Origin of the sequence: Sulfitobacter sabulilitoris, from assembly GCF_005887615.1 — a bacterium.
In the GTDB taxonomy this organism is placed as follows: Bacteria; Pseudomonadota; Alphaproteobacteria; order Rhodobacterales; family Rhodobacteraceae; genus Sulfitobacter_E; species Sulfitobacter_E sabulilitoris.
In genome coordinates, this window is sequence record NZ_VANS01000008.1 from 35500 (window position 1) to 58013 (window position 22514).

Consider the following 22514-nt stretch of genomic DNA (forward strand, 5'->3'; position numbering starts at 1 on the left):
CCGACCTTTGGGGGGCGATGCGTGCCTGATCCCCAGGGTTTCGATTAAGCTGGATTGGGTCTTCAGGCTTCAGCAGCCTCAAGAACCTCCCAGCGCTTGGTCTTCGACTTCGGTGCACACTCGATGATGCGAACGGCGTCGCCCACCTTGTATGTGTTGTTCTCATCGTGGGCCCGGTACTTCTTGGACTTACGAATGGTTTTTTTCAGAACAGGGTGCGTGAAGCGGCGCTCGACCGACACGGTTACTGTCTGGGCGTTGGCGTCGCTTGTCACGGTGCCAGAGAGGATACGCTTGGGCATGTCTGAGGCTCCCTTATTCTGTCGCTGCCGCGGCAGCGGCTTTCTGGTTCAGCACGGTCTTGACGCGGGCCGCGGCGCGGCGGGCGATCTTGATCTGTGCGGGGTTTTCCAGCTGACCGGTGGCCTGTTGAAAGCGCAGGTTAAAGCTTTCTTTCTTCAGGTTCGACAGCTCTTCGCGGAGCTGGTCCGGCGTCTTGTCGTGCAGTTCCTTGGCGTTCATAGCCCTAGTCCTTTCAACATCACCAGCAGGCCCCGTTCGGGTGACCATGATTCTGGTGGAGTGGGTATCGAAGTGCGCCGTATAGGAGGGATGGCGCAACGGCGCAACCCCCTATTGCCGGACAGGATCGCGCGTCACGCGCCGCCGCGCGCCGCCCAGGGACCGTGGGGGTTTTACACCGTGCCGTTCGCAGATACCGTGCCCCCTGCCCCGATCCCCGAAAGCGAACCAGCCCATGACCCAGATCAGATCCCTATTCGTCACCCGCCTGTATCACGCGCCTCTGGCAGCACTCGGAAAACCTGTCGATGCGAGCGAACTCGAAGCGTCGTGCTACTCCATCGCACAGGATGACGAAGCCGGTCAGAACTGGTGCGAGGAGAACGGCTTTCCCGGCTATACCTCCTATGCCTCGCTCGATGACCTGCCCTACCGCTTTCCGATCTTCAAGGATCTCAAGGCGGCGCTGGACAAGCATGTCGCCACCTTCGTCGAGGATCTGGACTTTGATCTGGACGGCAAGGCGATCACGCTCAATGACTTGTGGATCAACATCCTACCTGAAGGCGGGGTGCATACGTCGCATATCCACCCTCATTCGGTCATCAGCGGCACGACCTATGTGACGATGCCCGAGGGGGCGAGCGCCATCAAGTTCGAGGATCCGCGCCTGCCGATGATGATGGCCGCGCCGGGGCGCAGGGCCGACGCGCGCGACGCGCTGCGCAGCTTTGTCTATGTCGCGCCGGATCCGGGTGACGTGCTGCTTTGGGAAAGCTGGCTGCGTCACGAAGTACCGATGAACATGGCAGAGGACGACCGAATTTCCGTCTCCTTCAACTACGCGTGGGAATGACGCGACCGCTGCGCCGGCCGCCCTGTTCAGGGCTCTGATCGTGCTTTCCCCGCCGCGGAGACGGCCTGCATCCGCGCCAGGACATCGACCCCTTGCTGCTTCCAGAAATGCAGAAGGTCGATGAACACCCAGTTCTCGGCCAGCTTGTCGCCCGCGCGGCGATAGATATCGATGACGCGAAATTCACCGGGGCGGTCCGTCGCCGGCATGCTCATGAAGCCGCCGGTCGGCACGGCGGTGAAGTTCGGCCAGCCAAAGAACCCGCCATACGCGCCTTCCGCGATGCGGCAGATGTGCCCGGTGGCGGATCGATCGCGGAACCCGGCGCGAAACGGGCCCGCGTGCTGCTTGGCATAACGTTCTATGGTATAGGTCGCGCCGATCCCCGCCGGCCCCCACCAGATCATGTCATCGTGCCATGACCGCGCCAGCTCCTCTTCAAGCGGCAGGCCCGACGCCCATTGCCCTAGGTCACCGATCATCGCGTCGATCGCCGCCTGCGTTCTGTCGCCGTCTTGCGGCGCCTGCGGGCCGAACATCACGCCGTCATGCGTCTGCGGGCCCGGCTGTACCAGATGCGCGGCCGTCTGCGGCGGGAACGGGGCCAGACCGGACTGCATCATCAGGTGGGGTATGTCGAAATACATCGCCGTCCGGGCAATCTTGCCGTCTTCGATCAGGTGAAATTCGCCATAGCGCAGGAATGCCATCCGGCCTGTCGGCGCGATCCCCAGCCACGGCGCGTCGAACAGGCCCATCAGGTGCCCCATCGAGCAGACCCAGACACCCTGCGTGCCTGGCAACCGGTTGTGCCCGGCCATGAACACATCCAGCCGCCGCTGTATCCGGCCCAGCGACCGGCGCAGCGGCTGCCAGAACGTCCGACCGACCTCCGCCGCGCCTGTCAGCGCATCGAAGGGGTGATACCCAAGCCACTCGTACGACGGCGTCGCGAATCGCCCGATGACCTCCGGGATCTCCGCGACCTCGGCGCCATCCAGCGCGGCGTAATAGGCGCGCACCAGATCCTTGGCGGCCTGAATTTCTGACATCGGTTCAATTCCTCAACTATTTCAGACCGATGGACCCGCGGTAACAACCGCCTGATCCATACGCCATGCATACGCTTGCAAAAATTTCTTGCCTTATGGCGGTTTCTCATTTTACCTTCTTTGCAAGCGTATGCAAGTTGCGCTGGCGGGAGGGATCATGGCCGAAATTCAACTCAGGAACCTGTCCAAGCGATGGGGGTCTTTCATCGGGGTGAACAACTTCGATCTGACCATCGCGGATCAGGAATTTCTGGTGCTGCTGGGTCCATCCGGCTGCGGCAAGACCACGACAATGCGGATGATCGCCGGGCTGGAGGATGCCACGGAGGGCGAAATCTGGATCGGGGATCGACAGGTCAACGACCTCGACCCGAAGGACCGCGATGTCGCGATGGTGTTCCAGTCCTACGGTCTTTATCCGCACCTGAACGTCTACGAGAACATTCGGTTTCCGCTCAAGGTGCGCAAGGCCGACCCCGCCACCCACGACGAGCGGGTGATGAAGGCCGCGGAAATGGTCGAGCTCACGGAATTCCTGCACCGCAAACCCGCCGAGCTGTCGGGCGGGCAACGGCAGCGGGTTGCATTGGCGCGCGCCATCGTGCGCAAGCCGTCGGTGTTCCTGATGGACGAGCCGCTGTCGAACCTCGACGCGAAACTGCGCGTCTCGACGCGCGCGCAGATCAAGAACCTCAGCCACGAGCTGAAGGTGACAACGGTTTACGTGACCCACGACCAGATTGAGGCGATGACGCTGGCAGATCGCGTCGTGGTGATGAAGGCCGGGGTCGTGCAACAGGTGGGAACGCCGACCGACATTTACGACAATCCCGCCAATACCTTCGTGGCCAGTTTCATCGGATCACCGGCGATGAACCTGATGGATGGCGACCTTAGGGACGGAACCTTTACTGGCAAGAACGTGGAAATCACCGGTCTGAACGGCGCCGACGGCCCTGTGACCCTGGGCTTTCGCGCCGAAGATGCCAGCGTCGCCGAAGCCGGGACCAGCGGCGCGGTCAATGCGCCGCTCTATACCATCGAGCTGTTGGGCGACGCCACGATGCTGACGGTCCGCGCGGGCGGGCAGATGGTGTCGGTGAAGGCGCACAAAGAGTACCGCGCAGGCATCGGCGACCCGGTATCCTTGGCCATACCGGCCGCAATTTGCCACCTGTTCGACCGGACCACCGGCGCGCGTATCGCGGCGTAGGCCCAAATCAAGAACCCCGGCAACAAGCCGGCCATCCAACGGGTGTCGGACAACCGGCGCCGCAGTATCAAAAGGGAGTGTAGACCATGTATCTGAGAAATCTTGTAGTGTCGGGCGCCATATCACTGATGGGCACCGGCGCGTTCGCCGCCTGTTCGTACGAAAACGAAACGCCGGTCAGCATGCTGTCGGCTGGCTTCGAAGCCTGGAAGGCCGTGTCCGACGCGATGGCCGAATGCGGCAACTTCACCGCCGAACTGGATCAGGAGTTCCGCACCAAGCAGCCGGCGGCCTTTGCCGCGCAGCCGTCGCTTTATACCATTGGCGGGGTGTCGAACGGCACCATCACGCCGTTGATGAACGAAGGCACCATTCGCCCGCTTGACGATCTGGTGGCGAAATACGGTCAGGACCTGTCGCCGAACCAGTTGATCCGCATCGACGGCAAGATCATGGCGATCGGGATGATGGTCAACACCCAGCACCTGATCTATCGCGATGACATCCTGACCGATCTGGGCATCGCGGTCCCGACCACCTGGGACGAGGTTCTGGATGCCGCCGAAAAAATCAAGGCCGCGGGCGTTGTGGACTATCCCTTGGGCGCCACGATGAAATCCGGCTGGAACCTGGCGCAGGATTTCAACAACATGTTCCTAGGCTACGGCGGACAGTTCTATGACGAGAACAACATGCCGACGGTCAATACCGATGCGGGCGTGAACGCCCTCGAGACGCTCAAGGCGATCACGGCCTACCTGGATCCCGAATACCTCGTGTCCGATTCCACCTACGTGCAGCAGCAGTTGCAACAGGGCAAGATCGCCATGGCGAACCTCTGGGCCAGCCGCGCCGGATCGGTGGATGTCGAGGGCGAAAGCCAGGTCGTCGGCAAGGTCAACACCGCCGCGGCCCCACTGGCCATGGAGGGCGGCGCGCCAGCCACGACGATCTGGTGGGACGGCGTCGTCATCGCCGCCAACGTCTCCGACGAGCAAGCCGACGCGGCCTTCCGGCTGATCGTCGAGGGGTTGGACACCGAGATGGTCAAGGCCAACAACGGTGCGGCGGTCTGGCTCATTCCCGGATACGACCCCGATCGCCTGGCACAGGGCGCGATCGCGACCTTGACCGCGCAACCCGCCCCGCAGGCCTATCCATCGACGTCGGCAATGGGCCTGATGCACACCGCCATCGGCAACGGGGTCAGCGATTACCTGACTGGCGCCAAGGATGCCGCGACCACGCTGGCCGACATCGAAGCAGCCTATCTGACGTCGGCCAAGGAGGCCGGGCTGATCGCCGAATGACCGTTTCGCGGCGGGGCGTTCGCGCCCTGCCGCACCCATCAATCCCGAGGTTTGACCCTGCGCAGCCGCGCCCTGCGCAGCGTCAAAGTCCGGGCCGAAGCGACCGTATGAAAAGGGCCATGCCATGAAATTCAAAACCTTTGCAGCCTTCGTCGGCCCGTCGCTGTTCATGATGCTGGTGTTCATCGCCCTGCCGTTGGTCAGCGTGTTCACGCAAAGCTTTTACAACACGCAGCCGGTGTTCGAGCAGGTCGAGATCGAAAGCTGCACGCCGGGGTTTCCCGATCCGGTCTGTGTCACCCGGACTGAAACCAAGCCGATACTCGGCGAGGATGGCAAGATCCTGACCCAGACCCGGTTCACCGGGCTGGAAAGTTACCGCAACGTTCTGGAGTTGGGCCGGGTCAAGGACGCCCTCGCGAACGGCAGCTGGCGTCAGTTGATGGCAATCGATTTCTGGAAGGCGCTGCGGTTCACGCTGACCTTCACGTTGCTGACACTGCCGTTGGTCGTCGTTGTCGGGCTGGCGATCGCTCTGGCCGTCAACAACGCCGCGAAATCGCTGCGTGGGCCGGTGATCTTCATCTCGCTGCTGCCCTTCATCATCACGCCGGTGATCGGCGCGCTGTCGATCCGCTGGCTGTTCATCGGTGACGGCATCCTGACCAGTTTTCTCGAATGGTGGCTGGCACAGGACATCGCGATGTTCGCGCAGGGCTGGACGATCGAATTGATGATGCTGTTCTACCGGGTCTGGCACGTCGCGCCCTTTGCCTTTGTCATCTTTTACGCGGGCCTGCAGACGGTCAACCAGGACACGCTGGAAAGCGCGATCATCGACGGCGCAAACCGATGGGAACGGCTGCGTTACGTGATCGTGCCGCACCTGATGCCGCTGATCGTCTTCGTGGCGCTCATTCACCTGATGGACTGCTACCGCGTGTTCGAGGAAATCGTCGGCTTCTCAAGCCAAAGCCACGTGATCTCGCTTCAGTGGCTGACCTACGACTTCCTGACGCCCGACGATGCGGGCAACCGGTCCATCGGGCGGGCATCGGCCAGCGCGATGCTGACGATGATCGGTATCGTGGTCCTGCTCATTCCCCTGCTCACGCGCACCTGGCGCGACCACAAAGGAAGCCACTGACATGTCCACCCCCCTGTCCATGCGCCAATCCTTGTCCCTTCGGGTCGGGTCCGCCGGCTTCCTGATCTTCTGGTGCCTGCTGGCAGCGTTTCCGATCGTCTGGATCGCCGTGATGAGCTTCAAGTCGCCGGTGGATGCCTTTGCGTCCAACCCGCTCGACGTGGTCATCGGCCCAGCCACCCGCGCTGACGGCAACGGGCTGTCGATCATCGACATCGTGCTGGGGCTGGCCGCGCTTTGGGCGTCGGCGCGGTTTGCCCTGCGCACGTTGCCGCGGATGGTGTCGCGCCTGACCCAGCCGGGCACCATCGTGATCGGCTGGATCATTGCGGTGTCGGGCTTCGCAGTATCCTTCGTCATCGGCTTCTTCGTGATCCTGCCGGTAATCCTGACAGGTCTGAACGCCATCGCGGGGCCGCTGTCGACGCCGCTGATCGGGCTGACGACGGTGCATTACCAATCGGTCTGGGTGGACAACGAATTCTACCGCAATTTCCTCAATTCGCTTTTGGTGACCACCGGCGTCGTCACGGTCTCTCTGACGGTCGGAACGCTGGCGGGGTACGGTCTGGCGCGCTCGGGTTCCAATCTGGCGTTCTGGCTGCTGATCCTCGCGCTGATCTTCCGGGCGCTGCCCCATTCGGTGCTGGTGGCGGGATACCTGCCGGTCTTCATCAACTCAGCGGAAATTCTGCGGCCAATCTTCGGCGACGCCGCGCCGACGCTGTACGGGCAGCCCTACGCGGTGATCGCGGTGCTGGTGGCGATCAACCAGCCCTTCACGATCTGGATGCTTCGGTCGTTCTTTCACTCTATCCCGACCGAACTGGACGAAGCCGCGCGCGTCGATGGATGTTCGCATTTCCAGGCCTTTCGCCGCGTCATCATGCCGGTGATGTGGCCCGGCGTCATCACCACGGGCCTGTTCAGCTTCCTGCTGGGCTACAACGACTTCCTCGTGACCTCTTTGCTGCTGGATGCGCAAAACCAGACGATGGTTCCGGCCATCGCGGGCTATTTCAACCGCGAAACCACCACCACCGACCAAGTCGAGGCGATTGCCGCCGCCGTGTCGATCACCGCGCCGCTGTTCTTGCTGGTCATGGTGTTCCAGCGCCAGATCGTATCGGGCCTGACCGCGGGGGCGGTCAAGGGATGACCGGTTTCGACCCCACCGCCCCTGCGGCCACCGGCAAGGGCGCACGCCCCGAACAGGCGATTTTGTCGCGCGACACCGACCTGTCGAAAACGGACGCGACCCGCGCCGTGATCGAAACGATGGTCGATGGGCTGAACGATCACAGGATCGACGACATCGGCGCTTTTTTCGCGGATGGGTTCCGCTGGATGGGCAACCAGGGTTGCGGCACCAAGCTGGGCCTGCAACAGTTCCAGGACAATTGGCAACGCCCCTTCCAGGCCGCGTTCTCCGACAAGGTCTGCATCGACGAGGCACGGCTTTTCATGGGCGAATGGGCCGCCGCATTCGGACGGCAGGAGGCCACGCACGCGGGTGCCTTCATGGGCGTCGCCGCAACCGGAAAGCGGGTACAGATCCGCTATATGGACTTCTGGAAGGTGGAAAATGGCCGGATCACCGACAATTGGGTGATGGTCGATTTTGCGCATGTGCTGGCCCAGCTTGGCGTCGATGTTTTCGGCGGCCAGGGCTGGGAAGCCTACGACACGGGCGACGCAACTCCGCCACAACCCGACAATCGAGGATAACGAAATGACGATCGAATATCTCAAGCGCGGCAAATCGGACGCAGAGCGCGGCGAGGACGATGCCAAGACCCGCGCCGTTGTCGAGACGACGCTGAAAGACATCGAGGCGCGCGGGGATACGGCCGTGCGCGATTTGTCCGCGCAGTTCGACAGGTATTCCCCGGCCTCCTTCAGGCTGAGCCAGAGCGAGATCGAAGCCTTGATGGCGCGGGTATCGGACCGCGAGATGGCGGACATCCGGTACGCCCAAGACAACGTCCGCCGCTTTGCACAGGCGCAGCGCGACTCGATGCTCGATATCGAAGTGGAATTGCAGCCGGGCGTGATACTGGGTCACAAGACGATCCCGGTGCAGTCCGTCGGCTGCTACGTTCCGGGCGGCAAGTTTCCGATGGTCGCCAGCGCTCATATGTCGGTGGCCACCGCATCGGTCGCGGGGGTCCCGCGCATCATCGCCTGCACCCCCCCCTTCAACGGCGAGCCGAACCCGGCGGTGATCGCCGCGATCCATCTTGGAGGGGCGCATGAAATCTACGTGCTGGGCGGGATCCAGGCGGTCGGCGCCATGGCCATCGGGACGGAAACGATCGACCCCGTGCATCTGCTGGTGGGCCCCGGCAACGCCTTTGTCGCCGAGGCCAAGCGCCAGCTTTTCGGTCGGGTGGGGATCGACCTTTTCGCCGGGCCGACCGAAACGATGGTTATCGCCGACGACACAGTTGATGCCGAAATCTGCGCCACCGACCTTCTCGGTCAGGCCGAGCATGGCTACAACAGCCCCTGCGTGCTGCTGACCAACAGCCGGTCTCTGGCCGAAGCGACCCTGGCGGAAATCGACCGCCTGCTGACCATCCTGCCCACCGCCGATACAGCGCGCGTCAGTTGGGAGACCTACGGCGAAGTGATCCTTTGTGACAGCTATGACGAAATGCTGGCCGTCGCCGACGACATCGCGTCAGAGCACGTGCAGGTGATGACCGATCGCGACGATTGGTTCCTCGAGCACATGACCTGCTATGGCGCGCTGTTTCTGGGCCCGCGCACAAACGTGGCCAACGGCGACAAGGTGATCGGCACCAACCACACCCTGCCTACGAAAAAGGCGGGGCGCTATACGGGCGGATTATGGGTCGGCAAGTTTCTGAAAACCCACAGCTATCAGAAAATCCTGACGGATGAGGCCGCCGCGAGGGTCGGAGCCGTCGGATCGCGGCTGTGTATGCTGGAAGGCTTCGTCGGCCACGCCGAGCAATGCAACGTGCGCGTCCGGCGCTATGGCGGGATCAACGTCCCCTACGGCGAAGGCGCGCCGCTTCTCAAAACGGCGGACTGACGCGAAGGTTCCCTGCGGGGCACGGATACGGAAAGACGAGACCATGGAGTGTCACACCGCGAACAAGGCGCTGATCGCAAAGCTGCGGGCGGCAATGGCGAATTTCGATGGCCAGGACGTGCGCCGTGTCTTGCATGACATCTGCGCGCCAGATGCCGTTTTCCACCTGGCCTATCCGTTCGAAACCACCACCGGGGTGGATGCCTATTACGACAAGGCCTATGCTCCACTGCTGGCCGCGGTGCCGGATCTGGAGCGGCGCGACCATATCGTGATGGCCGGGCCGACAGAAGAGGGCAACGATTGGGTCGGCTGCGGCGGTTGGTACACCGGCACGTTCCGCGCGCCGTGGCTGGACATTCCGGCGACAGGGCACATCGTGCACATGCGGCACCATGAATTCTACCGCGTGTCACAGGGCCGCGTGGTGGAGATGCAGGCGCTTTGGGACATCCCCGAAGTGATGATGCAGGCGGGGGCCTGGCCGATGGTGCCCAGCCTCGGGCGCGAATGGCATGTGCCGGGTCCGGCGACGAACGACGGGATCGTGCCGGGGCCCCATGATGCCGCATGGGGCGCGGCCACATGCCGGCACATTGTGGAGATGCTCGAACACCTCAAGAAACACCCGAGGCTGGGTGGGCCGGAGGTGATGGAGATGCCGCGCTTCTGGCACCCCAAGATGATGTGGTACGGCCCCTCGGGGATCGGTTCGGGCCGCGGCATCGACGGCTTTCGCAATTGGCACCAGATCCCGTTTCTCAATGGGATGCCCGACCGGGGACAATATGTGGATCAGATCACCTATCACTTTTTCGGAGACCGCGATTACGCCGCCGTCACCGGCTGGCCCGACATGTACCAGACGATCACCCACGATGGCTGGCTGGGCATCGCGCCCGCCGGTCAGAAGGTGGAGATGCGATCGCTGGATTTCTGGCGGCTGGAAAATGGCCTGATCCGGGAAAACTGGGTGCTGGTCGATCTGCTGCACATGTACCACCAGATCGGGGTCGACGTTCTTGCGCGGATGCGGCAACTGACCGGTGCCCGCCGGGCAACCGATGTCGACACGATACAAAGGCCTGCGTCATGACCCTTCCCCGAACCCCTGCCCTGACACTGACAGGAAAACGCGCGCTGGTGACCGGCGCGTCGTCGGGCATCGGACGCGGCTGTGCCGTGGCGCTGGCCGAAGCGGGTGCGCATGTGGTCTGTGCCGCGCGCGGCGTCGCGCGGCTTGACGACACGGTCACGGCAATGCGCGATGCCGGCTGGTCCGCCGACGCGGTGGCGATGGACGTGGCCGATCTGGACAACTTGTCGGATCGGCTGGCGCAGCAGGGGCCATTCGACATCGTGGTCAATTCCGCCGGGCTTGCGCGCCACTCTGCGGCGATCGACACCACGGTCGCAGATTATGACGCGGTCATGGGAGTCAACCTGCGGGCCGCCTATTTCCTGTCCACCCTGACAGCACGTGCGATGATCAGGTCAGGCACCGGCGGCAGCATCATCCATATCTCGAGCCAGATGGGCCATGTGGGGGGGCCCGAACGCGCGGTCTATTGCGCGTCCAAGCACGGGCTGGAAGGCATGATCAAGGCGATGGCCATCGAATGGGGGCCGGACCGGATCCGGATCAACACCATTTGCCCGACCTTCATCCGCACGCCGCTGGGCGAACAGACATTGGCGGACCCCGAAAAACGCAAATGGATCGAATCGAAGATCAAGCTGGGCCGCGTCGGCGAGGTAGAGGACATCATGGGTGCTGTGGTGTTCCTCGCATCGGACGCGGCGGCGCTGATCACCGGCACCTCGTTGCTGATCGACGGCGGATGGACGGCAGGCTGATGGTCGACAAGGTCACATCCCTGCAAGTCGCGCTGCGCGCCGGTGTCAGCCAGTCCGCCGTCAGCCGGGTGTTCACGCCGGGCGCATCGGTATCGTCCAAGACCGCCCAGAAGGTCCGCAAGGCCGCCGAGGAACTGGGTTATCGCCCGAATATCCTCGCCCGGTCGCTGATTACCGGCAAAAGCCGGATCATCGGGTTGGTCGTGTCCTACCTCGAAAACCAGTTCTATCCCGAAGCCATCGAAAAGCTGTCCAACGCCTTGCAGGAACAAGGCTATCATGTCCTTGTCTTCATGGCGGCGCAGGATGACGCGGCCACACATAGCGTGATCGAGGAATTGCTGGACTATCAGGTCGACGGCATCATCACCGCCTCTGTCGGGATGACCAGCGATCTGACCGAACGCTGCGACTCCGCCGGGATCCCGATCGTCATGTTCAACCGCCTGCAGGACGACGACCGCCTGTCGGGCGTCAGTTCCGACAACGTGGCCGGCGGGCGCAAGGTCGCGGAATTCCTGCTGCGCGGCCAGCACGACCGCATCGGCCACATCGCCGGTTGGGAAGGCGCATCGACCCAACGAGACCGCGAAGCCGGTTTCGTGATGGGGCTGGCCGACGGTGCACGCAGCCTGCACTCGCGCATCAGCGGCGCGTTCAAATACGATGCCGCCACCGATGCCGCACGCCGGATGTTCGCCGGCACCGACCGGCCCGACGCGGTGTTCGTCGCCAACGATCACATGGCCTTTGCCGTCATGGACGTGCTGCGCTTCGAACTGGGTCTGCGGATCCCGCAGGACGTGTCGGTCGTCGGCTACGACGATGTGACACTTGCCTCCTGGCCCAGCTTCAACCTGACGACCGTGCGCCAACCGGCCAACCGGATGGTAAGTGAAACGGTTTCGATCCTGCTCAGCCGGATCGATGACAAGAACGCAGAACCGCGCCGCGTGGCGCTGGACGGTCCGTTGATCGTCCGCGGATCCGCCCGGCTGCCAAAAGGATGGAAGACATGAAGAATTTCGACCCGCGGTGGAAGGATTTCCCCGACTACATCATCGGCATAACCAAGGAGATCTGGGAGGATCGCGGCATTGCCACGCTGGATCACTACTACGGCGCCGACCTGCCTGTCCGATCGCCCGGGTCCATAGTCGTCGGCAACAAGAACGTGGTCGCCGCGACCATGTCGACGCTGGCGGAATTTCCTGATCGGACGCTTTTCGGCGAGGACGTGATCTGGTGCGAGGGCAACGACGACGGGCTGCTGTCCTCGCACCGCTTGCTGTCAACCGCGACCCACACCAACCCGGGTGTCTACGGCGCGGCCACGGGCAAAACGGTGCGCTACCGCATCATCGCCGATTGCTATGCGCGCGCCAACCAGATCACCGATGAATGGCTGGTGCGCGACCAGGGCGCCATCGTGCGCCAGATGGGCTGGACCCCGGCGGACTATGCCCGCGACCTGATTGACCGCGAAGGCGGCCCCGACGCCTGCGTCAAACCCTTCCTGCCCGAAAACGATGTCGCCGGCCCCTATACCGGGCGCGGCAACGACAGCGACTGGGGTGCAAAATACGCCGATATCCTAATGCGGATCATGGCCGCCGATTTCACCGTGATCCCACGGGAATACGACCGGGCCGTCATCGGCGAATACGCGGGCGGCGTGACCGCGATCAGTCACCGGGCGGTGGACGACTTCTGGATCGGGCTGCGTGCTTCGTTTCCGTCGGCCACGTTCAAGATCCACCACGTGGTCGGACGCGACGACGCGATGATGTCGCCCCGCGCCGCGATCCGCTGGTCGCTGGACGGCTTGAACGATGGCTGGGGGGCCTTTGGCCGCCCCACCGGCAAGCGCGTTCACATCATGGGAATGAGCCATGCCGAGTTCGGCCCCTGGGGGCTGCGCCGGGAATACACGCTTTATGACGAAACCGCCGTGTGGAAGCAGATACATCTGCAGACCGGCTGATCTGCAACGCCACCCTTGCCCACCCCTCTTCCCCTTGACCTCACACAGCAAACGAGAGCCTGAAATGACACCCCAAGACATGGAAAACCGCATTGTCCGCTACGGCGATCTTATCCCATGCAAGACGGCCTTCATCGACGCCCATACCCCCGGATCGGACCAAAAGGAAAACTTCACGATCATCGGTGGCGGCGTGTCCGAATCGCCGGACCAGCATGTGCACATCTCGATTCCGCACGGCTTCAACATCGGTGCCGCGGGCCAACCTCCGAAATGCCGCAACTCGCTTCACAGCCACCGCACGGCCGAAGTGTTTTTCGTGCTCAAGGGCCGGTGGCGATTTTTCTGGGGCCGCTGGGGCACCGCCGGAGAGGTCACTCTCGAGGAAGGAGACATCATCAACATCCCGACCGGTATCTTCCGCGGGTTTGAGAACATCGGCACCGATTACGGGATGATCATGGCCGTGCTGGGCGGCGATGATGCGGGCGGCGGGGTGATCTGGGCACCGCAGGTGATCGAGGACGCGGCCGATCACGGACTGGTGCTGGGCGCCAACGGCAAGCTCTACGATTCACTCAAGGGCGCGACCCTGCCCGAGGGCGTCGCACCGATGCAGGTGCTGACCCAAGACGAGCTCGGGGCCTTTCCCGAACCCACCACGGCAGAAGTCGTCCCCGGCCATGTCGCGCGCTATCTCGACCTTGTCGCGCTGGCGGACCGGGCGCCGGCCAAGGTCATCGGCGAACACGGGATCCTGCGCGACAAACCCGGGTTCGAGGTTGATTTCATCACCCGGTCCTCGGCCACCGACAAGGTCCACAGCCACGACAGGCCCTCTGTCCTGATGCCGATGCGCGGCCACTGGCGCGTCAGTTTTGATGGCGGCGGCGTCACGCTGGCCCCCGGCGACACCATGAGTGTTCCGGAAAACCTGGCGCATTCCGCCGTACCGTCAATGACCGGAGAGGCATCGATGTATCACGTGGTTGCCACCGATGACCCGGCGGGCGCGACATGGGCGGGCTAAGATGACCCCGCTGCTGATGATCCCCGGCATGATGTGCGATGCCCGGCTTTTCGGGCCGCAGACGACCGCGTTTTCGGCGCAGCGCACCGTGATACACGCGCCCATCGGCGCATATGACACCGTGCAGGCATTGGCGGCGGAGGTGCTGCGCCACGCCCCGCAACGGTTCGCCTTGGCCGGGCTGTCGATGGGCGGGATCGTCGCGATGGAGGTGGTGCGCCAGGCCCCTGATCGCGTGGACCGTCTGGCATTGCTCGATACCAATCCGCTGGCGGAGACGGATGCGGTCAAGGCCCGGCGCGCCCCGCAGATCGCAGATGTCGAAGCCGGCCACCTGATGCGGGTCATGCGCGACCAGATGATACCGAACTACCTGGCTGACGGCCCGTGCCGGCGCGAAATAGAAACCCTTTGCGAAACCATGGCCATGACGCTGGGGCCGGAGGTGTTCGTGCGGCAATCACGGGCGCTGCGGTCAAGACCCGATCAACAGGACACGCTCCGCGGTTTTGGCGGCCACGCGCTGGTGCTGTGCGGGCAACACGACGCGCTTTGCCCGGTGGAACGGCATCGGCTGATGGCCGATCTGCTGCCCCGGTCGACACTGCGGATCATCGAAGGCGCCGGCCACTTGCCGACGCTTGAACATCCCCAAGACACATGCCGGCATATCGCCCGGTGGCTGGAGGCCGAATGACGCCCGACTTGCTGAAACTGCTCCGCTCGGTCGATACGCCGACCGTCTGCAACGCGATCGAGACCGCGCAGGGCAAGCGTGGCTTTGATGCCTTCACCCGTGGCACGATGCTGTGCAGTGCGCCGGATGCGCCCGCAATCGTCGGCTATGCCCGAACCGCCAAGATCGCCGCGGTCGCCCCACCGACCGAACCACCCGAGGTGATCCGCGAACGTCGCATGGCCTATTACCGCTACATGGCTGAGGGCGCACACCCCAGCGTCGCCGTCGTCCAGGATCTGGATGTACCGCAAGCGATCGGCGCCTACTGGGGCGAAATCAACACGAGCATTCACAAGGGTTTCGGCATGTCCGGGGCACTGACCGATGGCGTCATGCGCGACCTTGGCGATCTGCCGGACGGGTTTCCGGTCGTCGCGGGGTCCATCGGGCCCAGCCACGGCTTTGTCCATGTGCGTGAAATCGGCACCGAGGTCACTGTTCATGGCCTGCGCATCGCTTCGGGCGATCTGATCCATGCGGATCGCCACGGTGCTCTGGTCATCCCCGACGATATATTGCCCAGGCTCGCGGACGCGATCGAAACGCTTCTGCGAACGGAGAAGATCGTTCTGGAACCGGCCAACCGGCCGGGTTTTGACTTTGCGGCATTCGAAGCAGCCTGGACCGCCTTTGAAAAGGCGCGAACCTGAGCCCCCCAATGGCAGATCGGGCGTGGCATGACGCCGGACCCCGTAAATTGCCGCCCTCCGGCCAGCCACTTACGTCCCCGAAGCCCCCTTGAAACGATAAAGGCCCCCACCGCGTGTGCGGTGGGGGCCTTTGATCTTGTCAGCGGATCGGGGCCATGCCCCGTCGGCCTTACCAGTCCTCGCGGACCACGACCCGTGTCTTGATCGGCAGCTTCATCGCGGCAAGGCGCAGCGCCTCGCGGGCGATCGTCTCATCGACGCCGTCGATTTCGAACATCACGCGGCCGGGCTTGACCTTGCAGGCCCAGAAATCCACCGAACCTTTACCCTTACCCATACGAACTTCGACGGGCTTGGAGGTTACCGGCGTATCCGGGAAGATCCGGATCCAGACGCGACCCTGACGTTTCATGTGGCGGGTCATCGCGCGGCGGGCCGCTTCGATCTGACGCGCGGTCACACGCTCGGGCTCGGTGGCCTTGAGGCCATAGGTCCCGAAGTTGAGATCCGACCCGCCTTTCGCCAGCCCCTTGATGGAGCCTTTGAACTGCTTGCGGAATTTAGTGCGCTTTGGTTGTAGCATCTGTCATTCCCCCTTAGCGGCGACCACCAGCACCACGCGGTGCAGGGCCATCCTGGAGTTCCTGTGCTTTACGGTCACGCGCGCCCGGGTCATGCTCCATGATCTCACCTTTGAAGATCCAGGTCTTGATCCCGATGATGCCATAGGCGGTCGCCGCCTCAACGTGTGCGTAATCGATATCGGCCCGCAGCGTATGCAACGGCACGCGACCTTCGCGATACCATTCGGTCCGCGCGATCTCGGCCCCGCCCAGACGACCCGCGAGGTTCACACGGATGCCCAGGGCCCCCATGCGCATCGCGTTCTGAACGGCACGCTTCATGGCGCGGCGGAAAGACACCCGACGCTCCAACTGCTGTGCAATGCTCTCACCAACGAGGGCCGCATCCAGCTCGGGCTTGCGCACTTCAACGATGTTGAGGTGCAGCTCGCTCTTGGTCATCGCGGCGATCTTCTTGCGCAGACCTTCGATGTCCGCGCCTTTCTTGCCGATGATGACGCCGGGGCGGGCAGTGTGGATCGTCACGCGGCACTTCTTGTGCGGACGTTCGATGATCACACGCGCCACGCCGGCCTGCTTGCATTCTTCCTTGATGAAATCGCGGATCGCGAGGTCTTCCAGAAGAAGATCACCGTAATCCTTGGTGTCGGCATACCAGCGGCTGTCCCAGGTGCGGTTCACCTGCAGGCGCATGCCAATCGGATTGACTTTGTTACCCATCAGGCTTGCTCCTCAACTTGACGCACGAGAATGGTGATTTCCGAGAACGGCTTGATGATCTTGCCGAACCGGCCACGGGCCCGCGGGCGACCGCGCTTCATGGTCAGGTTCTTGCCGACATAGGCTTCGGCGACGACCAGCTCATCCACGTCGAGGTTGTGGTTGTTCTCGGCATTGGCGATGGCGGACTGAAGGCACTTCTTCACGTCCTGCGCGATCCGCTTTTTCGAGAAGGTCAGATCGGTCAGAGCGCGATCGACCTTCTTGCCACGGATCATCGCGGCGACGAGGTTCAGCTTTTGCGGGCTTGTGCGAAGCATGCGCAGTTTTGCCATTGCTTCGTTGTCGGCCACGCGGCGGGGATTCTTATCCTTGCTCATGGCTTATTTCCGCTTCGCTTTTTTGTCGGCGGCATGACCGTAGTAGGTCCGCGTCGGCGAATACTCACCGAACTTCTGACCGATCATGTCCTCGGACACGTTGACAGGGATATGTTTGTGGCCGTTGTAGACGCCGAACGTCAGACCCACAAACTGCGGCAGGATGGTGGAACGACGCGACCAGATCTTGATCACTTCGTTGCGACCGCCCTCGCGCGACGCTTCGGCCTTCTTCAGCACGTAGCTGTCGACGAAAGGCCCTTTCCAGACTGAGCGAGACATATCTTAACGTCCCTTCTTCTTGGCGTGCCGCGAGCGGATGATCAGCTTGCTGGACGCTTTGTTCTTGTTCCGGGTCCGCGCACCTTTGGTGGGCTTGCCCCATGGGGTCACTGGGTGACGACCACCCGATGTCCGGCCTTCACCACCACCATGCGGGTGGTCGATCGGGTTCATCACGACACCACGCACCGACGGGCGGATACCCTTGTGGCGCATGCGGCCCGCTTTGCCGTAGTTCTGGTTGCTGTTGTCGGGGTTGCTGACGGCACCGACTGTGGCCATGCATTCCTGACGCACCAGGCGCAATTCGCCCGAGCTGAGGCGGATCTGGGCATAGCCGCCGTCACGACCGACGAACTGGGCATAGGTGCCCGCCGCACGCGCGATCTGGCCACCCTTGCCGGGCTTCATCTCGATGTTGTGGACGATCGTACCGATAGGCATGCCGGCAAAAGGCATCGCGTTGCCCGGCTTGATGTCGGCCTTCTTGGAGGAGACGATCTTGTCGCCAACCGCCAGACGCTGCGGCGCGAGGATATAGGCCTGCTCGCCGTCTTCGTACTGGATCAGCGCGATGAACGCGGTCCGGTTGGGGTCATATTCGATACGTGCGACAACCGCGGACATGTCCAGCTTGTTGCGCTTGAAATCGACGATCCGGTAGAGGCGCTTGGCCCCGCCGCCTTTGCGGCGCATCGTGATCCGTCCGGTGTTGTTCCGTCCGCCATGCTTGGTCAAACCCTCTGTGAGGGCCTTGACCGGGCGGCCTTTCCAAAGCTCCGAACGGTCGATCAGTACCAGCCCACGCTGGCCCGGCGTCGTCGGCTTATACGACTTGAGTGCCATGTTTCTGTCTTCCGTTTTGCTATGTGAGACGCCGCAGGCGACGTCTGTGGTTATAGGGCCCCGAAGGTCCCCGATCTGGGTGTTCTTTCGAACAACGGAGAAGCCCCGGACGAATCCGGGGCTTGGCCGATGGGGTCTCTTAGGGGAGGCAGGGTATGGGGTCAAGCGCTCGTCGGGAAAAACCGCTGCGAACCTGGCACAGGCCGGCGCCCGACCGCCATCACCGGCGCGGCTTGCGTCGGCGGGGGGGCGGCATCGGTGCGATTGCGGCGCGAATTGACGCCCCTCGCCCACGCGCGCGACGAGCCGCAAAGGCCGGCCAAAACGCAAAACCCCGGCCTGTGTCCAGACCGGGGTTTTTTCGTTTCAGACCGTGACGCGGGTCAAAGACCGGTGGTCACGTCAATCGTGTTGCCGGCTTCCAGCGTCACGTAGGCTTTCTTCACGTCGCGCCGACGGCCCATCTGACCGCGGAAACGCTTGACCTTGCCTTTGGTGATGGTCGTATTCACGGCCTTCACCTTGACCCCAAAGAGCGCCTCTACGGCTTCCTTGATCATCGGCTTGTTGCTGTCCATCGCCACCTCGAAGACGACGGCACCCGATTCGGATGCCATTGTCGCTTTTTCGGTGATGATCGGCTTGCGGATCACGTCGTAATGTTCGGACTTCGCGCTCATTTCAAACGGGCCTCCAGTGCTTCGATCCCCGCCTTCGTGATCACCAGGGTGTCACGCTTGAGGATGTCATAGACGTTTGCGCCCATCGTCGGCAGGATATCCAGACCTTCGATGTTGCGCGCGGCTTGCGCAAAGCTTTCGTTCACGGCGGCACCGTCGATGATCAGCGCGCGTTTCCAGCCCAGGTTCTTGACCTGCTTGGCCAGAGCGGCGGTTTTGCCTTCGCCCGCTGCCTCGTCGATGATGACCAACTCGCCCGCTTTCGCCTTGGCGCTCAGTGCATGGCACAGGCCCAGCTTGCGGAACTTCTTGGTAAGCTCGTGGCCGTGGCTGCGCGGGGTCGGACCCTTGTAGATACCGCCCTTGCGGAAGATCGGTGCCGACCGCGCGCCGTGGCGTGCGCCGCCGGTGCCCTTTTGGCGATAGATCTTCTTGGTCGAATAGCTGACCTCGGACCGTGTCTTGACCTTGTGCGTGCCGGCCTGCGCATTGTTGCGCTGCCAGCGGACGACGCGGTGCAGGATGTCGGCGCGCGGCTCAAGGCCGAACAGGGCCTCGTCCAGGTCTACCGATCCGGCCTTGCCGCCGTCGAGTTTGATGACATCGATTTTCATTCGTCACCTTCCTTCTTCTCGGGCTCAGCGGAATCGTCGGCCTTGTCGGCGGCGATATCAGCTTCTGCAGCCTTCAGTTGCTCGGCTTCCTGTGCTGCCTGCTCTTCGGCCAGACGCTTTGCTTCGGCCTCGGCCTCGGCTGCGGCGGCTTCTGCTGCGGCTGCGGCGGCCTTCTCGGCTTCCTCAGCGGCGGACTTGAGCGCGGCGGGCAGGATGGCGGTGTCGGGGAACGGCTTTTTCACCGCGTCCTTGACAGTCACCCAACCGCCCTTGGAGCCGGGAACAGCCCCCTTGACCATGATCAGGCCACGGTCGGCATCGGTGCGCACGACCTGCAGGTTCTGCGTGGTCACGCGGGCGGCGCCCATGTGGCCGGCCATCTTCTTGCCCTTGAACACCTTGCCGGGGTCCTGACACTGGCCGGTCGAGCCATGCGAACGGTGCGAAATCGACACACCGTGGGTGGCCCGCAGACCGCCGAAGTTGTGCCGCTTCATTGCACCGGCAAAACCCTTACCGATGGAGGTGCCCGCCACGTCGACGAACTGACCTTCGAAGTAATGGTTCGCGGTGATCTCTTCGCCCACGCCGATCATGGCATCGGGGTCCACACGGAACTCCGCCACCTTGCGCTTGGGTTCGACCTTGGCCGCCGCGAAATGGCCGCGCATGGCCTGAGACACGCGCTTGACCTTGGATGTGCCAGCGCCAAGCTGAACGGCGGTGTAGCCGTCTTTGTCAGCGGTGCGTTGGGCGACGACCTGCAGCTTGTCCAGTTGAAGAACGGTCACAGGAATCTGCTTGCCGTCTTCCATGAACAGCCGGGTCATGCCGACTTTTTTTGCGATAACGCCAGAGCGCAACATATCTATTACCCTCCTGACTTACGACTGCAGCTTGATCTCGACGTCCACACCAGCGGCGAGGTCGAGCTTCATCAGCGCGTCAACGGTCTGGGGGGTCGGATCAACAATGTCGAGCAGACGCTTGTGCGTGCGGATCTCGAACTGGTCGCGGGATTTCTTGTCGACGTGGGGGCCACGCAGAACAGTGAATTTTTCGATCTTGTTGGGCAGCGGGATCGGGCCGCGAACAGAGGCTCCGGTCCGCTTGGCAGTGTTGACGATTTCCTGGGTGGAAGCATCAAGCACCCGATAGTCAAACGCCTTCAGGCGAATGCGGATGTTTTGGCTTTGGGCCATGTGCATATCCCTTGTCTTCGGGATTTCAACGGATTGGAGAGGGACCGCTCATCGGCCCGCCTCTTCGCGTCGTATAATGCAGCGACCCGCGTGAATCACGCGGGTCGTCTGGTGGGGGTGCTATAGGTTGTTTGGGGGATGGTGGCAAGAGCGCGATTTGCACTGGCGCAGGATTATCAGGCCCGCGCGTGATCGGGCGATCTGACGGTAATGGGTCACATTGAAATTCGTTTTTTTAGCCGACATTTCCGGCCCAAGACACCTGTAATGCAGCTTGATCCAAAGCTGTGGTTGCCGCGATCAGATCAAAACCCGCTTCAGAGACAACGCGCCATCGCCGTTCGGTTGGCTTTTGGCTTTGGGTCATCTCCTTTGAGCTGGATTTGTCGGTCGGGCTCGCGAACTATGACCGTCTCTATGGCAGCAGGCCGCGCTTGTCCAATGAGGCGACAAAGCCGGACCGGTTCGGCACCACCGTGAATGCGCCGTTGAGGACCCAAAAAAAACCAAACTTACACATTCTGACCGTATGATCCGAATATCTTTCCCCAGGAAGCCGTCCGAAACCGCATGAAGAAACAGCGCGATCAAGAGGAGAGTCGCGAAGGGAATCTCCACCCAGCAATTGATCCTTGGTCGGTTTGAATACTACCCGGCGTCGGACAACTGGCAAGGATCACCCCTTCATCGCCGGATCTAGACGAGCGATCACAATGCAATGGACGCGCGCGCTGCACTTGATCCAAGGCCGTGGACAAGCCGCACAGAAAAAAGGCCGCCCCTGTGTGGAGCGGCCTTCTTTGTGTCAACCATGATGATGGGTGCGAGCACCCGTTCCAAGGCGGATTACTCGGTGATCTTCGACACCACGCCGGCGCCGACCGTGCGGCCGCCTTCGCGGATCGCAAAGCGCAGGCCCTGCTCCATCGCGATCGGCGCGATCAGCTCGACGCCAAAGCTCACGTTGTCGCCCGGCATCACCATCTCGGTGCCCTCGGACAGCTGAACCGTGCCGGTCACGTCCGTCGTGCGGAAGTAGAACTGCGGACGGTAGTTGGCGAAGAACGGCGTGTGACGGCCACCCTCTTCCTTGGTCAGGATATACGCCTCGGCCTCGAACTTGGTGTGCGGCTTCACCGAGCCGGGCTTGCAGAGAACCTGCCCACGCTCGACGCCTTCACGGTCGATGCCGCGCAGCAGCGCGCCGATGTTGTCGCCCGCCTCGCCGCGATCCAGCAGCTTGCGGAACATTTCCACGCCCGTGCAGGTCGTCTTCTTGGTGTCGCGGATGCCGACGATCTCGATCTCGTCGCCCACGTTGATCACGCCACGCTCGACGCGCCCGGTCACAACCGTACCACGGCCGGAGATCGAGAACACGTCCTCGACCGGCATCAGGAAGGGCTGGTCGATCGCACGCGCAGGCGTCGGGATGAACTCGTCCACGGCCGCCATCAGCTTGCGGATGCTCTCTTCGCCGATCTCCGGGTCACGGCCTTCCATCGCCGCCAGCGCCGAGCCGGGGATCACGGGAATGTCGTCGCCGGGATACTCGTAGGAGCTCAGCAACTCGCGGATCTCCATCTCCACCAGCTCCAGCAGCTCTTCGTCGTCAACCTGGTCGACCTTGTTCATGTAGACGACCATCGTGGGGATACCCACCTGGCGGCCCAGCAGGATGTGCTCGCGCGTCTGCGGCATCGGGCCGTCGGCGGCGTTCACCACCAGGATCGCGCCGTCCATCTGCGCCGCACCGGTGATCATGTTCTTGACGTAGTCGGCGTG

The 22514-nt window shown here is 62.8% G+C and carries 27 protein-coding genes; 14 read left to right on the forward strand and 13 right to left on the reverse strand.

Annotation, left to right across the window (positions count from 1 at the left end):
- Positions 1–62 precede the first annotated feature (62 nt).
- Positions 63–302 (reverse strand): 30S ribosomal protein S17, encoded by a 240-nt coding sequence (gene rpsQ / locus FDT80_RS17990; RefSeq protein WP_138663722.1) that lies wholly within the window; start codon positions 300–302, stop codon positions 63–65.
- Between the two features lie 13 nt (positions 303–315).
- On the reverse strand, positions 316–522 hold the full coding sequence (gene rpmC, locus FDT80_RS17995) for a 50S ribosomal protein L29 (protein ID WP_138663723.1): 207 nt from the start codon (positions 520–522) through the stop codon (positions 316–318).
- A gap of 235 nt (positions 523–757) precedes the next feature.
- Between rpmC and FDT80_RS18000 the strand changes: the two genes are divergently transcribed.
- A complete protein-coding gene (locus FDT80_RS18000) occupies positions 758–1378 on the forward strand; it encodes a TIGR02466 family protein (protein WP_138663724.1) in 621 nt (206 codons plus the stop codon).
- A 26-nt stretch (positions 1379–1404) separates the two neighbouring features.
- On the opposite strand, the gene FDT80_RS18005 is transcribed toward FDT80_RS18000, so the two are convergent.
- Complete coding sequence (locus FDT80_RS18005; protein ID WP_138663725.1) at positions 1405–2430, reverse strand: nuclear transport factor 2 family protein; 1026 nt, start codon at positions 2428–2430, stop codon at positions 1405–1407.
- A gap of 157 nt (positions 2431–2587) precedes the next feature.
- Between FDT80_RS18005 and FDT80_RS18010 the strand changes: the two genes are divergently transcribed.
- The 13 genes from FDT80_RS18010 to FDT80_RS18070 all read left to right on the forward strand — a co-directional run bounded on the left by FDT80_RS18010 (position 2588) and on the right by FDT80_RS18070 (position 15421).
- Complete coding sequence (locus FDT80_RS18010; RefSeq protein WP_138663726.1) at positions 2588–3643, forward strand: ABC transporter ATP-binding protein; 1056 nt, start codon at positions 2588–2590, stop codon at positions 3641–3643.
- A gap of 86 nt (positions 3644–3729) precedes the next feature.
- Positions 3730–4953, forward strand: coding sequence for an ABC transporter substrate-binding protein (locus tag FDT80_RS18015; protein WP_138663727.1), 1224 nt, complete (start codon positions 3730–3732; stop codon positions 4951–4953).
- A gap of 124 nt (positions 4954–5077) precedes the next feature.
- On the forward strand, positions 5078–6100 hold the full coding sequence (locus tag FDT80_RS18020) for a carbohydrate ABC transporter permease (RefSeq protein WP_138663728.1): 1023 nt from the start codon (positions 5078–5080) through the stop codon (positions 6098–6100).
- 1 nt (position 6101) lies between these two features.
- The gene (locus FDT80_RS18025) at positions 6102–7259 is read left to right on the forward strand and encodes a carbohydrate ABC transporter permease (RefSeq protein WP_138663729.1); all 1158 of its coding nucleotides are present in this window, start codon (positions 6102–6104) and stop codon (positions 7257–7259) included.
- Complete coding sequence (locus tag FDT80_RS18030) at positions 7256–7828, forward strand: ester cyclase (RefSeq protein ID WP_138663730.1); 573 nt, start codon at positions 7256–7258, stop codon at positions 7826–7828. Before FDT80_RS18025 ends, FDT80_RS18030 begins: the two co-directional genes overlap by 4 nt.
- Before the next feature lie 4 nt (positions 7829–7832).
- On the forward strand, positions 7833–9161 hold the full coding sequence (gene hisD, locus FDT80_RS18035) for a histidinol dehydrogenase (RefSeq protein WP_138663731.1): 1329 nt from the start codon (positions 7833–7835) through the stop codon (positions 9159–9161).
- A 43-nt stretch (positions 9162–9204) separates the two neighbouring features.
- The gene (locus FDT80_RS18040; protein WP_138663732.1) at positions 9205–10257 is read left to right on the forward strand and encodes an ester cyclase; all 1053 of its coding nucleotides are present in this window, start codon (positions 9205–9207) and stop codon (positions 10255–10257) included.
- On the forward strand, positions 10254–11018 hold the full coding sequence (locus FDT80_RS18045; protein ID WP_138663733.1) for an SDR family NAD(P)-dependent oxidoreductase: 765 nt from the start codon (positions 10254–10256) through the stop codon (positions 11016–11018). Before FDT80_RS18040 ends, FDT80_RS18045 begins: the two co-directional genes overlap by 4 nt.
- Positions 11018–12037 carry a LacI family DNA-binding transcriptional regulator gene (locus FDT80_RS18050; protein WP_138663734.1) on the forward strand — a complete coding sequence of 340 codons (1020 nt, stop codon included), beginning with the start codon at positions 11018–11020 and terminating at the stop codon, positions 12035–12037. The genes FDT80_RS18045 and FDT80_RS18050 overlap by 1 nt, the downstream gene beginning before the upstream one ends.
- Positions 12034–13002 (forward strand): nuclear transport factor 2 family protein, encoded by a 969-nt coding sequence (locus tag FDT80_RS18055; RefSeq protein WP_138663735.1) that lies wholly within the window; start codon positions 12034–12036, stop codon positions 13000–13002. Before FDT80_RS18050 ends, FDT80_RS18055 begins: the two co-directional genes overlap by 4 nt.
- Before the next feature lie 64 nt (positions 13003–13066).
- Entirely contained in the window at positions 13067–14032 is a 966-nt protein-coding gene (locus tag FDT80_RS18060; RefSeq protein WP_138663736.1) for a cupin domain-containing protein, read from the forward strand.
- 1 nt (position 14033) lies between these two features.
- Positions 14034–14729 carry an alpha/beta fold hydrolase gene (locus tag FDT80_RS18065; protein WP_138663737.1) on the forward strand — a complete coding sequence of 232 codons (696 nt, stop codon included), beginning with the start codon at positions 14034–14036 and terminating at the stop codon, positions 14727–14729.
- Positions 14726–15421, forward strand: coding sequence for an RraA family protein (locus FDT80_RS18070; RefSeq protein ID WP_138663738.1), 696 nt, complete (start codon positions 14726–14728; stop codon positions 15419–15421). The genes FDT80_RS18065 and FDT80_RS18070 overlap by 4 nt, the downstream gene beginning before the upstream one ends.
- A gap of 169 nt (positions 15422–15590) precedes the next feature.
- Here the strand turns inward: FDT80_RS18070 and rplP are convergent, their stop codons facing one another.
- The 10 genes from rplP to tuf form a co-directional block, all read right to left on the reverse strand.
- Positions 15591–16004, reverse strand: coding sequence for a 50S ribosomal protein L16 (rplP, locus tag FDT80_RS18075; RefSeq protein ID WP_138663739.1), 414 nt, complete (start codon positions 16002–16004; stop codon positions 15591–15593).
- A gap of 13 nt (positions 16005–16017) precedes the next feature.
- Positions 16018–16725 (reverse strand): 30S ribosomal protein S3, encoded by a 708-nt coding sequence (rpsC, locus tag FDT80_RS18080; RefSeq protein ID WP_138663740.1) that lies wholly within the window; start codon positions 16723–16725, stop codon positions 16018–16020.
- Complete coding sequence (rplV, locus tag FDT80_RS18085; protein ID WP_138663741.1) at positions 16725–17105, reverse strand: 50S ribosomal protein L22; 381 nt, start codon at positions 17103–17105, stop codon at positions 16725–16727. Before rplV ends, rpsC begins: the two co-directional genes overlap by 1 nt.
- A 3-nt stretch (positions 17106–17108) precedes the next feature.
- Positions 17109–17387 carry a 30S ribosomal protein S19 gene (gene rpsS, locus FDT80_RS18090; protein ID WP_114292533.1) on the reverse strand — a complete coding sequence of 93 codons (279 nt, stop codon included), beginning with the start codon at positions 17385–17387 and terminating at the stop codon, positions 17109–17111.
- Positions 17388–17390: 3 nt separating this feature from the next.
- Positions 17391–18233 (reverse strand): 50S ribosomal protein L2, encoded by an 843-nt coding sequence (rplB, locus tag FDT80_RS18095; RefSeq protein WP_138663742.1) that lies wholly within the window; start codon positions 18231–18233, stop codon positions 17391–17393.
- 383 nt (positions 18234–18616) lie between these two features.
- Positions 18617–18913: a 50S ribosomal protein L23 gene (locus FDT80_RS18100; protein ID WP_138663743.1), complete on the reverse strand. Its 297-nt coding sequence runs from the start codon at positions 18911–18913 to the stop codon at positions 18617–18619.
- Positions 18910–19527, reverse strand: coding sequence for a 50S ribosomal protein L4 (gene rplD / locus FDT80_RS18105; protein WP_138663744.1), 618 nt, complete (start codon positions 19525–19527; stop codon positions 18910–18912). Before rplD ends, FDT80_RS18100 begins: the two co-directional genes overlap by 4 nt.
- On the reverse strand, positions 19524–20393 hold the full coding sequence (gene rplC, locus FDT80_RS18110; protein ID WP_138663745.1) for a 50S ribosomal protein L3: 870 nt from the start codon (positions 20391–20393) through the stop codon (positions 19524–19526). Before rplC ends, rplD begins: the two co-directional genes overlap by 4 nt.
- An 18-nt stretch (positions 20394–20411) precedes the next feature.
- Positions 20412–20729: a 30S ribosomal protein S10 gene (gene rpsJ, locus FDT80_RS18115; protein ID WP_005849850.1), complete on the reverse strand. Its 318-nt coding sequence runs from the start codon at positions 20727–20729 to the stop codon at positions 20412–20414.
- 846 nt (positions 20730–21575) lie between these two features.
- A partial coding sequence (gene tuf / locus FDT80_RS18120) for an elongation factor Tu (RefSeq protein WP_138663746.1) occupies positions 21576–22514 on the reverse strand: 939 nt, incomplete at its 5' end.

Coding starts and splice junctions, on each gene's coding strand:
- rpsQ (WP_138663722.1), bottom strand. CDS start 302: ATGCCCAAGCGTATCCTCTCTGGCACCGTGACAAGCGACGCCAACGCC.
- rpmC (WP_138663723.1), bottom strand. CDS start 522: ATGAACGCCAAGGAACTGCACGACAAGACGCCGGACCAGCTCCGCGAA.
- FDT80_RS18000 (WP_138663724.1), top strand. CDS start 758: ATGACCCAGATCAGATCCCTATTCGTCACCCGCCTGTATCACGCGCCT.
- FDT80_RS18005 (WP_138663725.1), bottom strand. CDS start 2,430: ATGTCAGAAATTCAGGCCGCCAAGGATCTGGTGCGCGCCTATTACGCC.
- FDT80_RS18010 (WP_138663726.1), top strand. CDS start 2,588: ATGGCCGAAATTCAACTCAGGAACCTGTCCAAGCGATGGGGGTCTTTC.
- FDT80_RS18015 (WP_138663727.1), top strand. CDS start 3,730: ATGTATCTGAGAAATCTTGTAGTGTCGGGCGCCATATCACTGATGGGC.
- FDT80_RS18020 (WP_138663728.1), top strand. CDS start 5,078: ATGAAATTCAAAACCTTTGCAGCCTTCGTCGGCCCGTCGCTGTTCATG.
- FDT80_RS18025 (WP_138663729.1), top strand. CDS start 6,102: ATGTCCACCCCCCTGTCCATGCGCCAATCCTTGTCCCTTCGGGTCGGG.
- FDT80_RS18030 (WP_138663730.1), top strand. CDS start 7,256: ATGACCGGTTTCGACCCCACCGCCCCTGCGGCCACCGGCAAGGGCGCA.
- hisD (WP_138663731.1), top strand. CDS start 7,833: ATGACGATCGAATATCTCAAGCGCGGCAAATCGGACGCAGAGCGCGGC.
- FDT80_RS18040 (WP_138663732.1), top strand. CDS start 9,205: ATGGAGTGTCACACCGCGAACAAGGCGCTGATCGCAAAGCTGCGGGCG.
- FDT80_RS18045 (WP_138663733.1), top strand. CDS start 10,254: ATGACCCTTCCCCGAACCCCTGCCCTGACACTGACAGGAAAACGCGCG.
- FDT80_RS18050 (WP_138663734.1), top strand. CDS start 11,018: ATGGTCGACAAGGTCACATCCCTGCAAGTCGCGCTGCGCGCCGGTGTC.
- FDT80_RS18055 (WP_138663735.1), top strand. CDS start 12,034: ATGAAGAATTTCGACCCGCGGTGGAAGGATTTCCCCGACTACATCATC.
- FDT80_RS18060 (WP_138663736.1), top strand. CDS start 13,067: ATGACACCCCAAGACATGGAAAACCGCATTGTCCGCTACGGCGATCTT.
- FDT80_RS18065 (WP_138663737.1), top strand. CDS start 14,034: ATGACCCCGCTGCTGATGATCCCCGGCATGATGTGCGATGCCCGGCTT.
- FDT80_RS18070 (WP_138663738.1), top strand. CDS start 14,726: ATGACGCCCGACTTGCTGAAACTGCTCCGCTCGGTCGATACGCCGACC.
- rplP (WP_138663739.1), bottom strand. CDS start 16,004: ATGCTACAACCAAAGCGCACTAAATTCCGCAAGCAGTTCAAAGGCTCC.
- rpsC (WP_138663740.1), bottom strand. CDS start 16,725: ATGGGTAACAAAGTCAATCCGATTGGCATGCGCCTGCAGGTGAACCGC.
- rplV (WP_138663741.1), bottom strand. CDS start 17,105: ATGAGCAAGGATAAGAATCCCCGCCGCGTGGCCGACAACGAAGCAATG.
- rpsS (WP_114292533.1), bottom strand. CDS start 17,387: ATGTCTCGCTCAGTCTGGAAAGGGCCTTTCGTCGACAGCTACGTGCTG.
- rplB (WP_138663742.1), bottom strand. CDS start 18,233: ATGGCACTCAAGTCGTATAAGCCGACGACGCCGGGCCAGCGTGGGCTG.
- FDT80_RS18100 (WP_138663743.1), bottom strand. CDS start 18,913: ATGAGCGCGAAGTCCGAACATTACGACGTGATCCGCAAGCCGATCATC.
- rplD (WP_138663744.1), bottom strand. CDS start 19,527: ATGAAAATCGATGTCATCAAACTCGACGGCGGCAAGGCCGGATCGGTA.
- rplC (WP_138663745.1), bottom strand. CDS start 20,393: ATGTTGCGCTCTGGCGTTATCGCAAAAAAAGTCGGCATGACCCGGCTG.
- rpsJ (WP_005849850.1), bottom strand. CDS start 20,729: ATGGCCCAAAGCCAAAACATCCGCATTCGCCTGAAGGCGTTTGACTAT.